We start from the raw sequence: 18,824 nt of genomic DNA on the forward strand, positions 1-18,824 counted from the left end.
CACCCGCGGTGCGGCGTCACTTGCGGTTGTACAGCCGCATGGTGACCGGTCCGAAGACGGCCAGCAGCGCCGCGCTCCACCCCAGCGACCAGGCGATGTCGGCGGCGGGCCACTCCCCCTCCATCAGTCCGCGCACGGCCGAGGCCACATGGGTGACCGGGCTGTTGTTCACGAACGCCTGGAGCCAGCCCGGCATCGTGCTCGGATCGACGAAGACGTTGCTGAGGAACGTCAGCGGGAAGATCACCATCATGCTGACGCCCATCACCGACTTCTCGGTGCGCAGCATCAGGCCGAACATCGTCCAGATCCAGGAGAAGGCGAAGGAGAAGACGATCAGCAGGGCCACCCCGGCCAGCACCCCGGTGATCCCGCCCCCGGGCCGGAAGCCCATGACCAGGCCGAGGGTCAGCATCACCGCCGAGGCGAGGGCGTAGCGCAGCACGTCGCCCAGCAGGTAGCCGACCATCGCCGCGGGCCGCCAGATCGGCAGGGTGCGGAACCGGTCGAAGACGCCCTTGTCGATGTCGGTGTTGACCGCCACCCCGGTGTACATGGTGATCATCACGATGTTCATCACCAGGATGCCCGGGAGCACGAACTGCACGTACTCCGTGGTCGAGCCGGCCAGCGCACCCCCGAACAGGTAGGTGAACATCAGCACCATCATGATCGGGAAGACGGTGACGTCGAAGAGCTGCTCGGGGACGTGCTTGATCTTCAGCATCGCCCGCCAGCCGAAGGTGGCCGACGCGGACCAGGCGCTGGGGCGCGGCGGCCGCTCCCCGGCCACCAGCAGGCCGGCGAGGGTCTCGGTGGCGACGGGGGCCGGTTCCCCGGTCTTCGGCTCTCGTGCGGTGGCGGTGGTCATGCCGGGATTCCTTCCTTGTTCTCCCTGCCCGCGGCGGGAGCGGTGGTGTGGACCGCGGGGCGGTCGGTGAGGGCGAGGAAGACCTCGTCCAGGCTGGGCTGGCCCAGTGCGAAGCTGTCGACGGTGATCCCGGCGCGGGCCAGTTCCGCCAGCGCCCGGGACGCCTGCCCGGCGGCGCTCTCCCGCTCGCCGTACCCCTCGCCGATCCCTTCTCCGTGCCCCTCGCCGCCCTCCTCGCCGTGCTCGCCGCGCACACCGACGCGGACGGTCAGGGACACCGGGTCGGGGTCGAGCTGGACGCGCGCGTCCAGCACCCGGGCGAGCAGCCGCTCGGCCGCCGGCCGCTGCGCGGCATCCCGCACCCGCAGGTGCACCGAGCCGGCGCCCACCGAGGCCTTCAGCTCGCCCTTGGTGCCCTCGGCGATGACCTTCCCCCGGTCGATGACGGCGATCCGGGAGGCCAGTTGGTCGGCCTCGTCCAGGTACTGGGTGGTCAGCAGCACCGTGGTGCCCCGGGAGACCACGGCCCGCACGATGTCCCAGACCTGGTTGCGGCTGCGCGGGTCCAGACCGGTCGTCGGCTCGTCCAGGAAAAGCAGGTCGGGTGTGTTGAGGATGGACGCGGCGATGTCGATGCGGCGCCGCATGCCGCCGGAGTAGTTCTTGACCTGCTTCTGGGCGGCCTCGGCCAGCCCGAAGGCCTCCAGCAGCTGTTCGGCCCGCCGCCGGGCGGCGGACTTGTGGTGTCCCAGCAGCCTGCCCAGCAGGATCAGGTTCTCCAGGCCGGTCAGGTCCTCGTCCACCGACGCGTACTGCCCGGTCAGGCTCACCCGGCTGCGTACGGCGTCGGCCTCGTGGCGCACGTCGTGGCCGAAGACCCGGGCCTCGCCGCCGTCGGGACGCAGCAGGGTGGCCAGCATCTTGACGACGGTGGTCTTCCCCGCCCCGTTGGGGCCGAGCACCCCGTAGACGGTGCCCGCGGGCACCGTCAGATCGACGCCGTCCACCGCACGGGTCTCCCCGAACACCTTCACCAGCCCGGACGCCTCGATCGCCGGGCCGGTCGCGCTGTCACTCATCGTCTGCCGTCCTCATCCCTGTCCCTGGTCCGTCTTCCATGCCGCTCCCGCGCTCCGCGGAGTGCGGCGCGGTGTGGTGGCGCGGCCGTTCCGTGGTGCAGACTCCGCGCCGCCGCCGGACTCATCGCTCCCGGCCGGGGAAACCCGCCCCGGTCCACGCGGACCGGGGCGGGTGCACCGCGCGGGCGGCGTTCCGCGCCGCGCCGTGCGGTGGCCGTCCCCCACCCCGGAGGCGCCAGACGCCGTCCGGCGGGCCGCCAGATCGGATCTGGCGGCCCGCCGGACGGGGAGTCGGCGGCCGGGGAACCCGGCGCGGTGGCCGGTCAGCGCATGGCGGCGACCATGGTGTGGGTGTCCGCGATCGTCTCGAAGGCGGTCGGGGCGGTGCCCTCGGCGAAGCGCCACACGTGCGCGAAACGCGCCGTCATCAGGATCCCGGTCCCGCGGTGCCGCCCCCGGTAGCGGCCGAGGGCGACCACCGCGTCCCGGACGGCCAGGATCTCCTCCGGCACCACCTCCAGACCGTCCCACTCGGTGTCGAACCGGGCGAAGACGTTGGTCAGCACCTCCGCGCGGCCACGGTAGGTGCCCCCGTACGGCAGCCCGTCGGTCACGACCCACTCGATCCGCTCGCTCATCGCGCCCAGGGCCGCCGCGATGTCGCCGTCGGCGACGGCGGCGTATATCCCGGACACCGTCTCCTGGTTCCGCAGTACCCGGGAGTCCTGGTCCTGCTCCTGAGCCTTGTGCGTGAGGGGCTGGGCGGGGTTCATCCTCGCTCCGATCATCCGTGGGGCCCTGGCCGCGCCGTGCGGCCGGGCGGTGGCGGCGGCGCGCGGTGGCGCGCCACCGTACGCGGCGGTACGGACGGGCGGGCGCCCCGGTCGGACGGGACGCGGCCGGTCCCGGGCCGCGGCAACCATGATCGGCGCCCGCCGCCGGGACGGCATCGGTCGATCGGCCTATCCGGCCCGGCCCGCCGCGCGCGTCAGGGCAGCAGCCGGTGCTCCATGGCGAACACCGCCACCCCGGCCCGGGTGCGGCGGCCGGTCTTGTCGTAGATGTGCGTCAGGTGGTGCCCCACGGTCCGCGCCGAGATGTGCAGCCGCTCGCCGATCTCCCGGTTGCTCAGCCCCCGGGCCGCCAGCCGCAGCACCTCCACCTCCCGCCCGGTCAGCCCGGCGGGCAGCGTCCGGCCGGGGCGGGGCAGTCCCGCCGCCTCGATCACCAGCGCGCAGGCGTACCGGTCCGGTCCGCCGCTGTCCGCCTCCCGCAGCAGCAGGTCGGCGGCCTCGTCCGCGTCGCGGGCGGCACGGTGCGGACGCGGCTCGGTGAGGGCGGCGAAGGTGTCGGCCGCCACCAGGATCCGCGCGGCCTGCGGCAGGCTCCCGGAGGGGGTGCCGCGGTGGTAGCCGCCGCCGTCGAGGCGCTCGTGGTGGGCGGACGCGACCGGGGCCAGTGCCGCGAGCGCGGGCACCCGCTCCAGTATCCGCTGCGTCCAGTAGGTGTGCATGCGGACCCGCTCCAGCTCGGCCGTCCCCAGCGGGCCGGGCCGGTCCCACACCTGGGCCGGCACCCCGGCCCGGCCCAGGTCGTGCAGCAGTCCGGCGCAGCGCAGCGCGTCCACCGCGGCCCCGTCCAGTCCGGCGAGCGCGCCGGCGCCCGCGGCCAGCGCCGCGACGTGCTCGCTGTGCCCCAGCAGCCAGCGGCTCTTGAGGTCCACCACCCGGGCGAGTACCGCGCACAGCCCGGGCAGCGAGCCGAACGGCACCGTGGTGTACGGCTCCGGCTCCAGGCCGAGCACGGCGGCGACCGCGTCCGGCTCCGCCAGCGGGGCCATGGCGTCCGCCGCCCGTGCGGTGAACGCCCCGGCCAGCCCCGGATCCAGCTGGCCGCCGGAGCGCCGGGCGACCTCGGCCACCGCGCCGGGCGTCCCGCCCCGGGCGTGCGCGAGGACCGCCTGCTCCGCGACGTGCACGATCCGCGCGACCCGCGACAGTTCCTCCCCCGCACGGCCGTCGGGCAGGCCGCGGCCGTCCCACCGCTCGTACACGTCGTCCAGGGCCGCCAGCGACCGGGGCAGCAGTCCCAGGCCGTCGCCCAGGGCCCGGCTGGTCTCGCAACCGCTGCGCATGGCCTCCGCCCCGAGGGTGGGCAGGGTCTCCGCCAGGGTGCGGGCCAGCCGCGGTCCGGCGGCGCCGGACCGCTCCGCGTAGGCGCGGAGCTGGGCGGCGAACACCGTCTCGTCGCCGGGGTCCAGCGTTTTCAGGACCGCCTGCAGCGCGACGTCGTCCCCGAAGACCGCCGAGAGCTCGGGAGCGAAGGAGGTGCATCCGACCGAGCGCAGCAGCGCCGTCTCGAACACCGCCCGGCGCGTCACCGGATCGGCGCCGAGCACCCGCTCGGCGAACGTGGTGGCGACCGCGCAGGTGCGCAGGCCCTTCTCGAAGGACATCCCGGCGGCGACATCGGTGGTCAGGGAGAGCGCCGCCAGTACCTCCGCCACCCGGATCCGCTGCACCGGCTCATGCTAGCGGTCCGCCCACGCCCGTCCCGGCGGTCGCGCGGGGCCGTCCGCGGTCGCACGGCGGTCGCGTCAATGGTCGCGTCAGTGGTCCCTACCTTGTTGATCGGGATGAGCGAGCCATTCGTAGGGTTGGCTCACCCAGGGGCGCTGGGGGTGGCTTTCAGTGGTCTGCCGTGGTTGTGGCTTCCCTCGATTCGCCGCCCGGCGCCCCACGACGACTCGGCTGCTCATTAGGAATTGCGGCACTGGTCGCTCAGTAGGGACTCGACAGCGAGGTCGTCCGTGGTGCCTGTACGAACACGACCTGCGGAGAAGCGAGTGACAGCGATCTGGGCCGGTATCGATGCCGGGAAGACCCATCACCACTGCGTGGTGATCGACGACACCGGCAAGCGGCTGCTGTCCCGACGCGTCGCCAACGACGAGACCGAGCTGCTCAAGCTCCTCGGGGACGTTCTCGACCTGGGCGACGAAGCCGTCTGGGGCATCGACCTGGCGGACGGCGGGGCCGCCCTGGTCATCGCGATGCTGCTCAACCATGGCCAGCAGCTCCTCTACCTCCCCGGGCGGGCGGTCAACCGGGCTTCCGAGGGCTACCGCGGGGATGGCAAGACCGGTGCCAAAGATGCAGCGGTGATCGCCGATCAGGCCCGGATCCGGCGCGACCTCACCCCGTTGCGGCCCGGCGACGAGCTGGTATCCGAGCTGAAGGTCCTCACCCGCCACCGCCGGGACCTCAGCGACGACCGCACCCGGACCATCAACCGGCTCCGCAGTCACCTCACCGAGATCTTCCCCGGCCTGGAACGCGAACTCGACCTCGGCAACGTCGGCCCCCTGGTACTCCTGACCGGCTACCAGACCCCGGCCGCCATCCGCCGCGCCGGCCGACGGCGTCTGGCCACCTGGCTGCGCAACCGCAAGGTCCGCAGCGCCGACGAACTCGCCGCCAAGGCCGTCCAAGCTGCAGAAAGGCAGCACACGTCCGTCCCCGGCGAGGACATGACCGCCCACGTGGTGCACTCTCTGGCCAGGGAGGTGATAGCCCTCAACGAGAAGATCGCGGAGACCGACAAGCTCATCGAGGGCCGGTTTCGCCGCCACCGCAACGCGGAGGTGATCACGAGCATGCCCGGCATCGGCGTTCTGCTGGGCGCCGAATTCCTGGCCGCCACCGGCGGAGACATGGCCGCCTTCGCCAGCGCGGACCGGCTGGCCGCCTTCGCCGGCGTCTCCCCAGTGCCTCGTGACTCCGGGAAGGTGAGCGGCAACCTGCACCGTCCCACCCGCTACAGCCGACGCCTCCAACGCGTCTTCTACACCTCCGCACTGATCAGCGTCCGCTGCTGCGACGAGTCCCGCCGCTTCTACGACCGCAAGCGTGCTGAAGGCAAACGGCACAGCCAGGCCGTCATGGCCCTCGCCCGCCGCCGGGTCAACGTCCTGTGGGCACTCCTGCGTGACGGACGGTGCTACGACCCCATACCGCCCGTCACTCTTGCGGCTTGACAACTCCATTAGGAATCGTGGTCCCGGACGGTGACGCCGAGCACCCGGGCGAACGCCGGGGCGAGCTCCAGCAGTTGGACGCTGCCGATGACCGCGCCCCGCAGCGCCTCGTGGCCGGAGGCGATCCCCAGCACGGCGGCGTCCCGCAGATCGACCCGGTCCAGCCGCGCCCGGTCCAGCCGCACCCCCTCCAGCACCGTGCCGGGGAACGCGACATCGGTCAGGGCGGCCTCCCCGAAGTCCACGTCGCGCAGCAGGCAGTCCGTGAAGCGCACCTCCCGCAGTGCCGCGGTGCGCAGGTTGACCGAGTCGAACTTGCAGTTGTGGAAGGTGGCCCGGCGCAGCCGCGCGCCGAACATCTCCACCCCGGCGAACACCCCGGAGACGGTCTCGGTGTCCAGCCACTCGGTCTCGGCCAGTTCGGTTCCCACCCACCGGGCGGTGTGCAGCCACACGTCGTTGAAGCGCGCCCGGCTTCCGCGTCCGCCGGTGAAGTCCACCGAGGTGAAGGCGCACTCGGTGAAGACGGCTCCGCCGCAGTCGGCGTCCTCGAAGCCGGTTCCGTCGAAGTGGACGGTGTCGTGGCGCCGTTCCGGCTCCAGACGGCCGTCGAACGGTTCGAGGTACTCGGCGTAGGGCAGGTCGTCGATCTCGCGGGGAGCGGGCACGGCGGACCTTTCTCGGCGAGGACGGTGTCGCGCGCACTCTAGCCCGCCCGGCCGGGAACGGACCCTCGTCGCCGGGACCGCCCCCGTGTCGCCGGCCGGCGCCGCGCTCGTGTCAGGCGCCCGCGAGGGTGGCCACCAGGACGGCCTTGATGGTGTGCATCCGGTTCTCGGCCTCGTCGAAGACGACCGAGTGCGCCGACTCGAACACCTCGTCCGTCACCTCCAGCGACTCCAGACCGTACCGCTCGTGGATCTCCCGGCCCAGCGCCGTGCCCAGGTCGTGGAAGGCCGGCAGGCAGTGCAGGAAGCGCACGTCCGGGTTGCCGGTGGCGCGCAGGACGTCCATGGTGACGGCGTACGGCCGCAGCAGCTCGATGCGCTCCTCCCAGACCTCCTTGGGCTCCCCCATCGACACCCACACGTCGGTGGCGACGAAGTCCGCGCCGCGCACCCCCTCCTCGACCTCGTCGGTGAGGGTGATCCGGGCGCCGGTGCGCTCGGCCAGCGAACGGGCGGCGGCGATCACGGACTCCTCCGGCCACAGGCTCCGGGGCGCGGCGACACGCACGTCCATGCCCAGCAGCGCGCCGGTGACCAGGTAGGAGTCGCCCATGTTGTTGCGGGCGTCGCCGAGGTAGGCGTAGGCGAGCTCCTCCAGCGGCTTGTCGCTGTGCTCGGTCATGGTGAGGACGTCGGCGAGCATCTGGGTGGGGTGCCACTGGTCGGTGAGCCCGTTGTAGACGGGCACCCCGGCGTGGGCGGCCAGTTCCTCGACGGTCTCCTGGGCGCTGCCCCGGTACTCGATCGCGTCGTACATCCGGCCCAGCACCCGGGCGGTGTCCTTCACCGACTCCTTGTGGCCGATCTGGGAGGCGGTCGGGTCCAGGAAGGTGGTGTGGGCGCCCTGCTGGGCGGCGGCGACCTCGAAGGCGCAGCGGGTGCGGGTGGAGGTCTTCTCGAAGATCAGCGCGATGTTCCGGCCGCGCAGCCGCCGCTCCTCGGTGCCCGCCCGCCGCGCCGCCTTCAGTTCGGCGGCCAGCTCGATCAGGTACCGGAACTCCCCGGGGGTGAAGTCCAGCTCCTTGAGGAAGTGGCGGCCCGTGAGATCGATCGCCATGGGGGCTCCTAAGAGAACGGTCGGATGCGACAGGAAGACCGGAAGTCTATACGAAGCAACGCATCGCTATGCGGCTGGGGTGCGGGTTCCCGGCCGCACCGCAGGCCACCGCCTGCGGTCACCGCCGGGCGGCGGCACCGCGGGCCGTACCGCGCCTACGCCGGGTCCCGTTCCACCGGGCAGCTCATGCAGCGCGGTCCGCCCCGGCCCCGGCCCAGCTCGCTGCCGGGGACGGTGATGACCTCGACGCCGTGCCGGGCCAGATGGGTGTTGGTGGTGACGTTGCGCTCGTAGGCGATGACGACGCCCGGCTCCACGGCCAGGACGTTGCAGCCGTCGTCCCACTGCTCGCGCTCGGCGGCGTGCACGTCCTGGGTGGCGGTCAGCACCCGGACCGAGTCCAGTCCCAGCGCCGCGGCGACGGCCCGGTGCATGTGCTCGGGCGGATGGTCGGTGACCTTCAGCTCGCGGCCGCCCGAGCCCGGTTCGATGGTGTAGGAGCGCAGCATGCCCAGCCCCGCGTACTGGGTGAAGGTGTCCCCGTCCACCATCGTCATCACGGTGTCCAGATGCATGAAGGCACGGCGCTTGGGCATGTCCAGCGCCACGATCGTGCGGGCCGAGCCCGCCTCGAACAGGTTGTGGGCGAGCGTCTCCACGGCCTGCGGGGTGGTGCGCTCGCTCATCCCGACCAGCACCGCGCCGCCGCCGAGGACCAGCACGTCACCGCCCTCGATGGTGGACGGGTGGGTGCCCTGTCCCTCGCACCACAGGTGGAAGCCGTCCCCCCGGTCCCCGCCGGCGCCCCCGTCCGCGGGAGCGGCCCTGCCGCAGCCGTCCGCGAACAGCGGATGGTGGTGGTAGATCGCCTCGAAGTGGACGGTCTCGCGCTGGCGGGCGGGCCAGCGCATGGCGTTGACGGACACCCCGTCGTAGACCCAGGCGGAGGTGTCCCGGGTGAACAGGTGGTTGGGCAGCGGGGCGAGGAGGAAGTCGTCCAGGTCCATCACGTGGAAGCGGACGGAGACCGGCTCGGGGTGCCGTTCCAGGTACTCCCGCTTGGTCATGCCGCCCACCAGCGCCTCGGCCAGCTCGGTGGTGGGCAGCTCGTCGAAGACGGCACGCAGGTGGTCGGTGGCAAGCGGGCCGTACTCCCGCTCGTCGAAGGTCCGCTCCAGCACGTAGGCGCGGGCGGCGGGGACGTCCAGGGTCTCGGCCAGCAGCTCGCCGAAGAGGTGGACCTCCACACCGCGCTCGCGCAGCACGGCGGCGAAGCCGTCGTGCTCCTCGCGCGCCCGCCGCACCCACAGCACGTCGTCGAAGAGCAGGTCCTGCCGGTTGGTCGGGGTGAGCCGCTTCAGCTCCAGGCCGGGCCGGTGCAGGATGACGCGCCGCAGCCGCCCGACCTCGGAGTCCACATGGAATCCCATGCCCCATACCTGACCGCGAACCGGTGGGTTACACCCCGCGGCCCGGCGCCGTACCCGGCGGCGCGGGATACGGCGCCGGGCCGGGGGCCGCCGGGTGCGGCCACCACCGCGACGCCGGTCGCGGTCACCGGGGTGCCCGCGCCCGGCGGTCCGGGGCGGCCGGGCACCCCGGCGCGCTGGGCCGCGGCCGTTTCCGGACGGCGGCCGGGACGGCGGCCGGGACGGCGGCGGAATCCGGCCCGTCGCGTCCGGGCGGCCCGCACAGCCGTCCACGGCGGCCGGGCCGCCCGGAGATCGGCGTCAGGACCACCCGGCACACCGGCTGTGCCCGGCACCTGATGCCTTCCGCGCCCCGGCAGGCCGGCCCCCGGAGGGCGCCGGCCGCCTCCGGGCCCGCCGCGGCACTCCCCCGGCCGCCGCGGCCGGGCCCCGCCCCCCCTTCCCGCCACAGCGGCTCCCGCGTACGGGTTCCGGTGGGACGGCGTGCCGCACGGGCACCGGCCCGCCGGGACCGGCAACGGAGCGGGGACGGCGACGGGGCGGGGACGGGGACGGGCCGGTGCACCGCCTCCTCCCCCGCCTGACGCCCTCACAGCCGGGGATCGACCGGCTCCGACTCCAGCGCCAGGACGGCGAAGACCGCCTCGTGCACGCGCCACAGCGGCTCCCCCTCGGCCAGCCTCTCCAGCGCCTCCAGACCGAGCGCGTACTCGCGCAGCGCCAGGGAGCGCTTGTGCCCCAGATGGCGCACCCGCAGCCGCCGGAGGTTCTCCTCCCGGGTGTACTCCGGGCCGTAGACGATCCGCAGGTACTCCCGGCCCCGGCACTTCACGCCCGGCTGGACCAGCCGCCCGTCCGGCCCGCGCACCAGCGCGTCCGCCGGCTTGACGACCATGCCCTCGCCCCCGGCGGCGGTCAGCTCCAGCCACCAGTCGGTGCCCGCCGCGACGGACGCCTCGTCGCCGGTGTCCACGGCGATCCGGCCGGTGCGCCGCAGCAGCCCCGTGGGGTCGGCGGCGGCCAGCCGGTCCAGCCAGGCGAGCTGGTCGCCGTGCGGTACGGCGGCCAGGCTGCGGCCGCGTACCGCCAGGAGCTGGAACGGCGCCAGGTGCACCCCGTCCAGCGAGCCGTCCGCCACCGGCCGGCAGTACCGGCCGTACGCCTCGGTGAACGCCGCCGCGTCCGCCGCCCGCTCCCGCTGCCGCGCCAGCAGTCCGGCCACCGGCAGCCCCCGGTCCGCGGCGGCCCGAAGGGCCCCCAGCGCACCGGGGAAGACGGCTCCGGAGGCGGCCCCGACCGCGGCGTACTGCCTGCGCAGCAGCCCGGCCGACTTCAGCGACCAGGGCAGCAGCTCGGCGTCCAGCAGCAGCCAGTCGGTGTCCAGCTCCGCCCACAGCCCGGCGCCGTCGGCGGCGGCCCGGACCCGGGCCAGGACCTCCTCGGTGACGGCCCGCCCGGTGAAGAACGGCCGCCCGGTGCGGGTGTACAGCGCACCCGTCACGGCTCCCGCTCCGCTGTCCCGCACACCGAACCGCTCGGCGGCCGTCTCCGCGTCCCGGCAGACCAGGACGGTGGCGCGGGAACCCATGTGCTTCTCCTCGCACACCACCCGCGCCACCCCGGCGGCCCGGTACTCGGCGAACGCCTCGGCCGGGTGCTCCAGGTAGTCCGCCCGCTGCGAGGTGGCGCAGGGCGCCATCGTCGGCGGCAGGTACGGCAGCAGCCGCGGGTCGACCGCGAAGCGGCTCATCACCTCCAGCGCGGCGGCGGCGTTCTCCTCCCGCACGGCGACCCGGCCGGCGAGGCGGGTCTCCACGACGCGCCGCCCGTGCACGTCGGCCAGTGCCAGGGGGCGGCCCTCGTGCCCGCCGGGCGCCTCGCTCGCCAGCGGCTTCGCCGGCTCGTACCAGACCCGCTCGGCGGGGACGCCGACCAGTTCCCGCTCGGGCCAGCGCAGCGCGGTGAGGGAGCCGCCGAAGACGCAGCCGGTGTCCAGGCAGATGGTGTTGTTCAGCCAGCCGGCGCGCGGGGTCGGGGTGTGGCCGTAGACCACGGCGGCCCGGCCCCGGTAGTCCTCGGCCCACGGGTAGCGCACGGGCAGCCCGAACTCGTCGGTCTCGCCAGTGGTGTCGCCGTACAGGGCGTGGGCGCGGACCCGGCCGGAGGTGCGGCCGTGGTACTTCTCGGGCAGTCCGGCGTGGCAGACCACCAGCGCGCCGCCGTCGAGCACGTAGTGGCTGACGAGGGAGTCGATGAACTCCCCCACCCGGGCGGCGAAGTCCGGGTCGGCCTCGGTCTCCTTCTCCAGCTGTTCGATCGTCTCGGCCAGCCCGTGGGTGTGCCGGACGTTGCGCCCCTTGAGGTACCGGCCGAGCTTGTTCTCGTGGTTGCCCGGGACGCACAGGGCGTGCCCGGCGGAGACCATGCCCATCACCAGCCGCAGCACCCCGGGGCTGTCCGGCCCGCGGTCGACGAGGTCGCCGACGAAGACGGCCGTGCGGCCCTCGGGGTGACGGGCGTCCACCGCGCGGCCGGCCGCGTCCCGTACGAGGGCGTAGCCCAGCCTGTCCAGCAGGGTCTCCAGTTCGGCGCGGCAGCCGTGGACGTCGCCGACGACGTCGAACGGGCCGGTCAGGTGCCGCAGGTCGTTGTAGCGCCGCTCCCGCACGACGCGGGCGGCGTCCACCTGCTCCGTTCCGCGCAGGAGGTGCACCTTGCGGAAGCCCTCGCGCTCCAGGGAGCGCAGCGAGCGGCGCAGCTCGCGCCGCTGGCGCGGGATGACGTGGGCGGGCATGTCCGCGCGGTCGGGGCGGGCGGCGTTGCGCCCGGCGCAGACGCTCTCGTGCACGTCGAGGACGATCGCCACGGGCAGCACGTCGTGCTCGCGGGCCAGCCTCACGAGCTGCCGGCGGGCCTCGGTCTGCACGTTGGTGGCGTCGACGACGGTCAGCCGCCCGGCGGCCAGCCTCTTGCCGGCGATGTAGTGCAGTACGTCGAAGGCGTCGGAACTGGCGCTCTGGTCGTTCTCGTCGTCGGCGACCAGGCCGCGGCAGAAGTCGGAGGAGACAACCTCGGTGGCCCCGAAGTGGCGCCGGGCGAAGGTGGACTTGCCCGCCCCGGTGGTGCCGATCAGGACGACGAGGGACAGGTCGGGCACACCGAGCGCCGTCGTGGGCGCCGTCGTGGGCGCCGTCGCCGGTGCCGTCGCGCGGTCCGTCATGCGACTGCCTCCTCCGTACTCGTTGCGGATGTGTTCGTCGCGGTCCGGTCGGTCCGGTCGGTGACGCGGAACAGGGCGAGCTGGGTGGGCGGGCCGACCTCGGGGTCGTCCTCCCCCACGGGCCGGAACTCCACGGTGTAGCCGTGCCGTTCGGCGACCGCCCCGGCCCAGGCGCGGAACTCCCGCCGCGTCCACTCGAAGCGGTGGTCGTGGTGGCGCACCTCGCCCGCGGGCAGGCTCTCCCAGCGCACGTTGTACTCGGCGTTGGGGGTGGTGACGACCACCGCCTTCGGGCGGGCCGCGCCGAAGACCGCGTACTCGGCCGCCGGCAGCCGAGGCGGGTCGATGTGCTCGATCACCTCGCTGAGCACCGCCGCGTCGTAGCCGCCCAGCCGGGGGTCGGTGTACGCCAGGGAGCCCTGGACAAGGGCGACGCGCGCCGCCTGCCGCTCGGACAGCCGCTCGATCCGCAGCCTGCGCCGGGCCACGTGCAGCGCCCGCACCGACACGTCCATGCCCACCACCTCGGTGAAGCGGGCGTCCTTCAGCAGCGCCTGCACCAACTGCCCCTGGCCGCAGCCCAGGTCCAGGACGCGGGCGGCGCCGGTCTCGCGCAGCGCGGCGAGGATCGCCTGGCGGCGCAGGACGGCCAGCGGGGCGGGCCGCTCCTCGGTGTCGGCGTCCTCGTCCACGGCGTTGTCCAGTTCCCCGGCCTCGCTGCCGTCGGCCTCGGCGAGCCGGGCGAGCTCCAGCCGCTCCAGCGCCTCGCGGGTGAGCCGGTGGCGGCGGGCGAGGTAGCGGCCGGCGATGAGCCGCTGCTCGGGGTGGTGCTCCAGCCAGCCCTCGCCGGCGCGCAGCAGCTTGTCCACCTCGTCGGGGGCGACCCAGTAGTGCTTGGCGTCGTCCAGCACCGGCAGCAGCACGTACAGGTGGCGCAGCGCGTCGGCCAGCCGTGCCTCACCGGTCAGGACCAGGCGTACGTAGCGGGAGTCGCCCCAGTCGGGGAAGCGGACGTCCAGCGGCACCGGCTCGGCCGACACCTCCCAGCCCAGCGGGGCGAACAGGCTCCGCACCAGCTCGGGACCGCCGCGGGCGGGCAGCGCGGGCACCTCGATCCGCAGCGGCAGCACCCGGCCGGGCAGGTCGGGCCGGGCCCGGCACTGGCCCTTGAGCGCGCTGGAGAACACCGCGCCCAGCGCCACCGCCAGCAGCGAGGAGGCGGCGTACGGGCGGTCGTTGACGTACTGCGCCAGCGCCGTGTCGGGCGCGCCGCCGCGCCCCTTGCCCCGGCCGCGGCGGACCAGCGCCACCGGATCGACCTCCAGCAGCAGCGCCGCCGTGCACCGCTGCTCGGTGGCCTCGGGGTAGAAGACGTGCGCGGTGCCGTGGGAGGTGGTGAACTCCTGTGCCCGGTCGGGGTGCTTGTGCAGCAGGAAGCCCAGGTCGGTGGCGGGGTGCGCGGCGCTGCCGGTGGTGGTCGTCGTCAGGAACACCCGAGCGAGTATGGCCCGGCGGGCACGGCCGGGCCCAGCGGTTTTCCCGCGGATCGGCCCTCCGGCCCGGTCCCGTGGTTCGCGCGGTCCCCCGCGGGCCCTACGTCCCCCGTTGCCCTGCCAGCTCCCGTGCCAGCCGGGCGATCTCCGCCGGGCCCACCCGGCAGCAGCCGCCGACCAGCCGGGCGCCGGCCGCCACCCACGCGCGGGCGGCGGCCGGGTCGAAGACGGCCTCGCCCGTCCAGGTGCCGTGTGCCGCGTCCCAGCCCTCGCCGCTGTTGGGGTAGACGACCACCGGTTTGCCGGTGATCCGCGCCGCCAGCCGTACGGCCTGCCCGGCCTCGCGCGGGTCGCAGCAGTTGACGCCGGCCGCGATCACCTGGTCGTCGCCGGCGGCCAGGGCGAAGGCGTCCACCAGCCGCTGCCCGGCGCGGGTACGGCCGCCGGCGACGGTGTAGGACAGCCACACCGGGACGCCGCAGCCCTTCGCCGCCCGCAGCAGCGCCTCGGCCTCGGCGGTGTCGGGCACGGTCTCCAGCGCCAGGACGTCCGGTCCGGCCGCCGCCAGCGCCTCGATCCGGGGGCGGTGGAAGCGCTCCAGCTCGGCGGTGGTCAGCCCGTACCGGCCGCGGTACTCGCCGCCGTCCGCCAGCACCGCGCCGTACGGGCCGACCGAGGCGGCCACCCACACGGGCCGGTCCGCCGCTCCTTGCATCGCGCGGTCCGCCGCCGCGCGGGCCAGCGCCACGCTGCGGCGCAGCAGGGCGTCGGCCCCGGCCGGGCCGAGCCCGCGCCGGGCGAAACCGGCGCGGGAGGCCTGGTAGCTGCCGGTGATGAGGACCCGCGCCCCCGCCCGCGCGTACGCGGTGTGGGCCGCCTCGATCCGCGCCGGGTCGTCGGCGAGCAGCCGGGCCGACCACAGGTCGCCGGACAGGTCGCAGCCCTGCGCGGCGAGCTGGTTGGACAGCCCGCCGTCGAGGACGAGCGGGCCGTGCGCCAGGGCGTCGGCGAGCGGATGCGGCGGCACGGGCGGGGCTGCGCGCGGGGGCTGTGCGCTCATGGCAGCTGGGTCTGCACCTGGGTGGAGATCAGCTCCAGGTGGTCCAGATCGTGCAGGTCGAGGATCTGGAGGTAGATCCGGGTGGAGCCGATACCGGCGTAGCGGCCGATCTTGTCGACCACCTCGGCCGGGGAGCCGGCCAGCCCGTTCTCCTTGAGCTCCGCCACCTCACGTCCGATGGCCGCCGCGCGGCGCGCCACCTCGGCGTCGTCGCGGCCCACGCAGGCGACCAGGGCGTTGGAGAGGACCAGGTCACCGGGTGCGCGGCCGTGCTCCTCGGCGGCGGCCTGCACCCGCCCGAACTGCCGCTCGCTGTCCCCGACGGAGGCGAAGGGGATGTTGAACTCGTCGGCGAACCGCGCGGCCAGGGCCGGGGTGCGTTTGGCGCCCATGCCGCCGATGAGCACCGGCACCTTCGGCTGGGCGGGCTTGGGCAGGGCGGGCGAGTCGGTCAGCCGGTAGTGGGCGCCCTCGTAGGAGAACGTCCTGCCGGGCTCGGTGCCCCACAGCCCGGTGACGATCTCCAGCTGCTCCTCCAGGCGGGCGAACTTCTCCTTCGGGAAGGGGATGCCGTAGGCGGTGTGCTCGGCCTCGAACCAGCCCGCGCCCAGACCGAGCTCGACCCGGCCGCCCGACATGGCGTCGACCTGCGCCACCTGGATCGCCAGGACGCCCGGCAGCCGGAAGGTGGCCGCGGTCATCAGGGTGCCGAGCCGGATACGGCTGGTCTCCCGGGCGAGCCCGGCCAGGGTGATCCAGGCGTCCGTCGGGCCGGGCAGCCCGTCGCCGTCTCCCATCCGCAGGTAGTGGTCGGAGCGGAAGAAGGCGTCGAAGCCCAGTTCCTCGGCGGCCTTGGCGACGGTGAGCAGGGTGTCGTAGCCGGCACCCTGCTGGGGCTCGGTGAAGATGCGCAGATCCATGCCTCCCATCCTGCACGGTCACCGCGCGCCCCTCCGCGTCCGCCCCGTCCCGTTTCCTCCGGCCCGCCCGTCCCGCCCGGCCGCCGGACGGCGGTCAGCCGCGCACCGGATCACCGCGCGCCGGGTCGTCCCGGGCCCGGGAGGCCCTCCGCCGGTCGAACCGCCGGAGGATCGCCACCACCCGGTCCCCGCAGTCGTCGGCGGCGTCGATGCCCTCGATGCACCGCCAGTAGAGCCCTTCCTCCTCCGCCTCGACCGCGGCCCGCACCAGCGCGCCGCCCGCCGCGTCCAGCAGCCCGCCCAGGCAGTGCAGGGCGGAGAGCGGGTCGCGGATCTCCGTCAGCCGGGCGGCACGTGCCCCGTCGGACCGCTGCCCGGGGGCGCGCAGCGATCCGCAGGCACGGCCGCCGGCCTCGCACAGCCGGCCGGCCTGGACCCGCACCTCCGGCGGGCCCGTCATGACCAGGTGTTCCCCGACCGCCTCGGCGAGCGCCTGCGCCTGCCACGCTTCGGTGACGACGTCAGGCGCTTCCGTACTGTGCGCCAGGGCGTCGCGCGTGTCCTTGATGAGTGATAACGCATCCACCTTTTCCCTCCGCTGAGTAACCGCTACTCAGCGTGATACCCGCCCCCTTCATCGGCTAGAGCTTCTGGGGAAACTGTGAACAATATCGACACTATGGCGAACGATGCCACTCCGAAGAGTGACGATTGGCCTGCTTGGCGTCACTCTCGGAGCCGCCCGTCTCACCACCTTCGTCACTCTCCGTATCCATGGCGCGTTCCGGTGCCGGGAAGCGCAGCTCGTTCCGTTCGATCTTCGCGGCCAGCGCCTCCAGTGCGTCGACACCCAGCACCTCGCAGAACTGGAGCAGATAGGCCAGCACATCGGCGACCTCGTCGGCCACCCGGTGTGCCGTGACCGGATCGTCCATCACCCGCGCCGACTGCTCCGGCGTCAGCCACTGGAAGATCTCCAGCAGCTCCCCGGCCTCCACGCTCAGCGCCGCCGCCAGGTTCTTCGGGGTGTGGTACGGCCCCCAGTCCCGCTCGGCGGCGAAACGGGCCAGCCTGGCCTGGAGCTCCCCGGCCCGCCCCGGCGGGCGGCGGCGTTCCCCGGGCCCGCCCGGGTCACCGCCCGGTGCGCCGTGCCGTCCGTCCTCGTCCGCGCCGCCCCGCGCACCGCGCCCTGTGTGGTCCATGCGTCCAGATCTACCAGCCGGTCCCGGCCGCCGCGCTCATCGGTCCGGCGTCCTCGGCGGCGGCGCCACCAGCCCCCACTTCCGGTACTCGACGGACTCTTCCGCCGCCACGACGCACAGCACCGCCGCGTAGTCCACCATCACGGTGCCGAGCGCGTCCGGGGCCGGGGACGGCCCCGGAGCCAGGGGCGGAGCCGGAGTCGGAGTCGGAGCCGGGAACGGACCCGCCGCCGGACCGGGCTCCCGCTCGCACGCCTGAACCGCCCTGTCCTCCCATGCGGTTTCGCGGACGAACTGCGGCTCCGCGTTCAGCTCGGCGCCCGGATCACCACTCGGCTCGGGGTACCCGAGTTCACTGGCGGGCACCCACCGCGCCGGACCGTCGTACCGGGTGTCACTCTCCAGCACCTCTGTGGCCACCCAGCCCGCGGCCCCCACCACACAGGCCGCCGTCACCGCGAACCTCCCTAACGCCCGCCCCACTTCACCCCTCCACCCCGGTCGCCGCGTCCTCCACACCACCGTATAGGTGCCGTCGGCGGGTGAACGGCCGGGCGGTGCGACGCCGCCGGAGCGGCCACCACCTGGGCGATCGCGCCGGCCCCGGGGGGGCGAACTCGTCACCGGAGGCGACAGCGGCCACTGGTCCCCCGCGGCTGTCGGGGCCGTGGCGGCCCTCGTGGCACCCCTGCCCCCATCCGGCGCGCGAGCGGCATCGGAACGGCTCCTGATCCCCATCGCCCTCCCTGCCGACAACCTCCTCGGCGGCGCACCGGACCCGCCCCGGTCACCCCAGGTGGGCCGGTGAGCCCGGCACCCGGTGCGGGGCGGACGGGCCGGGGTGGTGCTCCGACAGCCAGGACGGCCAGGACGGGTTGCCGTGGGCCCACCCCAGGTACACGGGCGGCAGCGCGCCGGGGCGGGGGGCGATGACGCCGGCGGGCCAGGCCCGCAGCGTGTACGCCCCGGTGTGGTCGGCGGCGGTGAGCTGGAACGGCAACCCCTCGGCAAGCCGGTCGGCGGCCTCCTCCTGCCGCACCTCGCTGCCGCACCACAGCCGCAGCTCCGTGGGGGCGTCGGTCCACTGGCCCGGCACGGAGGCGAGCACACCATCCGCGGCCCAGGCGGACACCGCCGGGTCGGGGTCGAGGCCGTCGGCGATCCGGCGGGCCTGCCCGCACAGCCAGCGCAGCGCGAGGCGGCGGTTGGGCAGTGTCCGGCTGCCGAGCAGCACCGCGACCGTCGCGCCGTTCACCGGCCCCTCCGCGGTGACCTCGGCCCGGTAGGCGTGGGTCCGCGCGCCCCTGCGGGCCGAACGGCACACCGGCCGCGGCGGGTACGGCACGGGCAGGTGCGTGCCGTACCGCGGGAGGAGAGGAGAAGCGGGGCCGGGGAGACGATCGGGGCCGGGTGCGGGAGCGAGGTCGTTCGTCACGTCCTCCACAGTGACGCTCGTCGCTCTCCGTCACAAGTGGTTACACACAGCCAACAGGGTTCCTGTAGGCACTTCGGGTGGCCCCGTGTACGCCATGCGCCGTTCCGGGCTTCCGGACGCGGGCCGCACACCCGGAGAGAACACCCGGAACGCCTTTGCCGTTCATCTTCGCGGGGTAGGGCGGGCGCCGCCCGCCACCGTCCTCCTCCGCCTCCGCGCACGCCCCGTCAGATTTTCCTCCCGCCTGACCTCCGCACGACCGGGTATGCGGGCTCCCGGCCGCACTCCGGCCC

Annotated in this window: 16 protein-coding genes; 1 reads left to right on the forward strand and 15 read right to left on the reverse strand. The window is 74.4% G+C overall.

The genetic code is table 11. The features are described from left to right. Positions 1 to 16: 16 nt before the first annotated feature. The 4 genes from CUT44_RS32295 to CUT44_RS34655 form a co-directional block, all read right to left on the reverse strand. Positions 17 to 871: an ABC transporter permease gene (locus CUT44_RS32295; RefSeq protein WP_100205545.1), complete on the reverse strand. Its 855-nt coding sequence runs from the start codon at positions 869 to 871 to the stop codon at positions 17 to 19. Further along, positions 868 to 1,950, reverse strand: a complete 1,083-nt coding sequence (locus CUT44_RS32300; protein WP_100205546.1) for an ATP-binding cassette domain-containing protein — start codon at positions 1,948 to 1,950, stop codon at positions 868 to 870. Before CUT44_RS32300 ends, CUT44_RS32295 begins: the two co-directional genes overlap by 4 nt. A 323-nt stretch (positions 1,951 to 2,273) precedes the next feature. Continuing rightward, positions 2,274 to 2,723: a nuclear transport factor 2 family protein gene (locus CUT44_RS32305; RefSeq protein ID WP_158239704.1), complete on the reverse strand. Its 450-nt coding sequence runs from the start codon at positions 2,721 to 2,723 to the stop codon at positions 2,274 to 2,276. Between the two features lie 215 nt (positions 2,724 to 2,938). Continuing rightward, entirely contained in the window at positions 2,939 to 4,471 is a 1,533-nt protein-coding gene (locus tag CUT44_RS34655) for an HD domain-containing phosphohydrolase (RefSeq protein WP_100205548.1), read from the reverse strand. A gap of 324 nt (positions 4,472 to 4,795) precedes the next feature. Here CUT44_RS34655 and CUT44_RS32315 point away from each other — a divergent pair, with 324 nt between their 5' ends. Then, positions 4,796 to 5,986, forward strand: a complete 1,191-nt coding sequence (locus CUT44_RS32315) for an IS110 family RNA-guided transposase (protein WP_100205549.1) — start codon at positions 4,796 to 4,798, stop codon at positions 5,984 to 5,986. An 8-nt stretch (positions 5,987 to 5,994) separates the two neighbouring features. Here CUT44_RS32315 and CUT44_RS32320 read toward each other — a convergent pair whose 3' ends face one another. From CUT44_RS32320 to CUT44_RS32375, 11 genes are all read right to left on the reverse strand, one after another. Further along, positions 5,995 to 6,654 carry a pentapeptide repeat-containing protein gene (locus CUT44_RS32320; protein ID WP_100205550.1) on the reverse strand — a complete coding sequence of 220 codons (660 nt, stop codon included), beginning with the start codon at positions 6,652 to 6,654 and terminating at the stop codon, positions 5,995 to 5,997. Positions 6,655 to 6,766: 112 nt separating this feature from the next. Next, complete coding sequence (gene argF / locus CUT44_RS32325; protein ID WP_100205551.1) at positions 6,767 to 7,771, reverse strand: ornithine carbamoyltransferase; 1,005 nt, start codon at positions 7,769 to 7,771, stop codon at positions 6,767 to 6,769. 155 nt (positions 7,772 to 7,926) lie between these two features. After that, entirely contained in the window at positions 7,927 to 9,201 is a 1,275-nt protein-coding gene (locus tag CUT44_RS32330) for an arginine deiminase (RefSeq protein ID WP_100205552.1), read from the reverse strand. Between the two features lie 589 nt (positions 9,202 to 9,790). Further along, complete coding sequence (locus CUT44_RS32340; RefSeq protein ID WP_100205554.1) at positions 9,791 to 12,421, reverse strand: polynucleotide kinase-phosphatase; 2,631 nt, start codon at positions 12,419 to 12,421, stop codon at positions 9,791 to 9,793. Then, positions 12,418 to 13,914, reverse strand: coding sequence for a 3' terminal RNA ribose 2'-O-methyltransferase Hen1 (locus tag CUT44_RS32345; RefSeq protein ID WP_199185930.1), 1,497 nt, complete (start codon positions 13,912 to 13,914; stop codon positions 12,418 to 12,420). The genes CUT44_RS32340 and CUT44_RS32345 overlap by 4 nt, the downstream gene beginning before the upstream one ends. A gap of 100 nt (positions 13,915 to 14,014) precedes the next feature. Continuing rightward, entirely contained in the window at positions 14,015 to 14,974 is a 960-nt protein-coding gene (gene mmuM, locus CUT44_RS32350) for a homocysteine S-methyltransferase (RefSeq protein WP_100205556.1), read from the reverse strand. Continuing rightward, positions 14,971 to 15,894, reverse strand: a complete 924-nt coding sequence (locus tag CUT44_RS32355; RefSeq protein ID WP_100205557.1) for an LLM class F420-dependent oxidoreductase — start codon at positions 15,892 to 15,894, stop codon at positions 14,971 to 14,973. The genes mmuM and CUT44_RS32355 overlap by 4 nt, the downstream gene beginning before the upstream one ends. A gap of 94 nt (positions 15,895 to 15,988) precedes the next feature. After that, complete coding sequence (locus CUT44_RS32360) at positions 15,989 to 16,480, reverse strand: DUF6099 family protein (RefSeq protein ID WP_233221823.1); 492 nt, start codon at positions 16,478 to 16,480, stop codon at positions 15,989 to 15,991. A 91-nt stretch (positions 16,481 to 16,571) separates the two neighbouring features. Next, positions 16,572 to 17,096, reverse strand: coding sequence for a nucleotide pyrophosphohydrolase (locus tag CUT44_RS32365; RefSeq protein WP_100205558.1), 525 nt, complete (start codon positions 17,094 to 17,096; stop codon positions 16,572 to 16,574). A 36-nt stretch (positions 17,097 to 17,132) separates the two neighbouring features. Further along, positions 17,133 to 17,552, reverse strand: a complete 420-nt coding sequence (locus CUT44_RS32370; protein WP_100205559.1) for a hypothetical protein — start codon at positions 17,550 to 17,552, stop codon at positions 17,133 to 17,135. A 331-nt stretch (positions 17,553 to 17,883) separates the two neighbouring features. Continuing rightward, positions 17,884 to 18,441: a hypothetical protein gene (locus CUT44_RS32375; protein ID WP_100205560.1), complete on the reverse strand. Its 558-nt coding sequence runs from the start codon at positions 18,439 to 18,441 to the stop codon at positions 17,884 to 17,886. Between the last annotated feature and the right edge of the window lie 383 nt (positions 18,442 to 18,824).

It is taken from the genome of Streptomyces carminius (genome assembly GCF_002794255.1).
Classification (GTDB): Bacteria; Actinomycetota; Actinomycetes; order Streptomycetales; family Streptomycetaceae; genus Streptomyces; species Streptomyces carminius.

Bases quoted from the DNA above. Each gene is read 5' to 3' on its own strand.
- CUT44_RS32295 (WP_100205545.1), bottom strand. From the start codon at position 871: ATGACCACCGCCACCGCACGAGAGCCGAAGACCGGGGAACCGGCCCCC.
- CUT44_RS32300 (WP_100205546.1), bottom strand. From the start codon at position 1,950: ATGAGTGACAGCGCGACCGGCCCGGCGATCGAGGCGTCCGGGCTGGTG.
- CUT44_RS32305 (WP_158239704.1), bottom strand. From the start codon at position 2,723: ATGAACCCCGCCCAGCCCCTCACGCACAAGGCTCAGGAGCAGGACCAG.
- argF (WP_100205551.1), bottom strand. From the start codon at position 7,771: ATGGCGATCGATCTCACGGGCCGCCACTTCCTCAAGGAGCTGGACTTC.
- CUT44_RS32330 (WP_100205552.1), bottom strand. From the start codon at position 9,201: ATGGGATTCCATGTGGACTCCGAGGTCGGGCGGCTGCGGCGCGTCATC.
- CUT44_RS32340 (WP_100205554.1), bottom strand. From the start codon at position 12,421: ATGACGGACCGCGCGACGGCACCGGCGACGGCGCCCACGACGGCGCCC.
- mmuM (WP_100205556.1), bottom strand. From the start codon at position 14,974: ATGAGCGCACAGCCCCCGCGCGCAGCCCCGCCCGTGCCGCCGCATCCG.
- CUT44_RS32355 (WP_100205557.1), bottom strand. From the start codon at position 15,894: ATGGATCTGCGCATCTTCACCGAGCCCCAGCAGGGTGCCGGCTACGAC.
- CUT44_RS32365 (WP_100205558.1), bottom strand. From the start codon at position 17,096: ATGGACCACACAGGGCGCGGTGCGCGGGGCGGCGCGGACGAGGACGGA.